Source organism: uncultured Pseudoteredinibacter sp. (genome assembly GCF_947502065.1).
GTDB lineage: Bacteria > Pseudomonadota > Gammaproteobacteria > Pseudomonadales > Cellvibrionaceae > Pseudoteredinibacter.
In genome coordinates, this window is the sequence record NZ_CANMYE010000028.1 from 1 (window position 1) to 733 (window position 733).

Genomic DNA, 733 nt, shown 5'->3' on the forward strand with positions numbered 1-733 from the left:
TACTCGTCAATTAATTTGCAGTATTACAACTTTACTTTCCACCTTGTTAAAGAACGTCTGATTGTAAAAATCAGAAGTAAATCATTTCCCATTGAATCGTTTATTCAATCGAGAAAGAACTTAGTTCTGAACTCTACTTTGCAGTGATTATTTCAACTTTAAGATGCTTGTTTACCACCTTCTTCAAGAAGAGAAGAAATGGTGGAGCTATGCGGGATCGAACCGCAGACCTCTTGGATGCAAACCAAGCGCTCTCCCAGCTGAGCTATAGCCCCCTTTAACTTGATCTTTTTCCGCTTGGCCGCGTTGCTGCAACTCAATCGAAAAAATCTCGGCGTTAAATTTTCTTCTATTGATTTCGTTTCTTTTCAAGATTGGAAAGATAAGAAGTAATAAAGAGAAAATTCTAAATTTCGTTAGGCGAGGCGAATCAGCGCGTAGTGTGCGTCTAGCACATGAGCGGTGATTCAACGAAGCATAACGGAAATTTGGTAGGCCTGGGCAGACTTGAACTGCCGACCTCACCCTTATCAGGGGTGCGCTCTAACCAGCTGAGCTACAGGCCTATAAAACTTGCGTCTTATGCCGGCCCAAGGTCACCTGGACCATCACTGCAATCAGTCTAATCAAGCAATGCGTGTGAGCACTTACGAAGCGGGACAATATCGTTTAAGGAGGTGATCCAGCCCCAGGTTCCCCTAGGGCTACCTTGTTACGACTTCACCCCAGTCAT

General features: G+C 44.1%; 2 tRNA genes and 1 rRNA gene. All 3 read right to left on the reverse strand.

Annotation, left to right across the window (positions count from 1 at the left end):
* Window positions 1-199: 199 nt before the first annotated feature.
* Window positions 200-275, reverse strand: a tRNA-Ala gene (locus tag Q1A41_RS20205).
* Between the two features lie 214 nt (window positions 276-489).
* Window positions 490-566, reverse strand: a tRNA-Ile gene (locus tag Q1A41_RS20210).
* Window positions 567-670: 104 nt separating this feature from the next.
* A 16S ribosomal RNA gene (locus tag Q1A41_RS20215) occupies window positions 671-733 on the reverse strand; the annotation flags it as partial.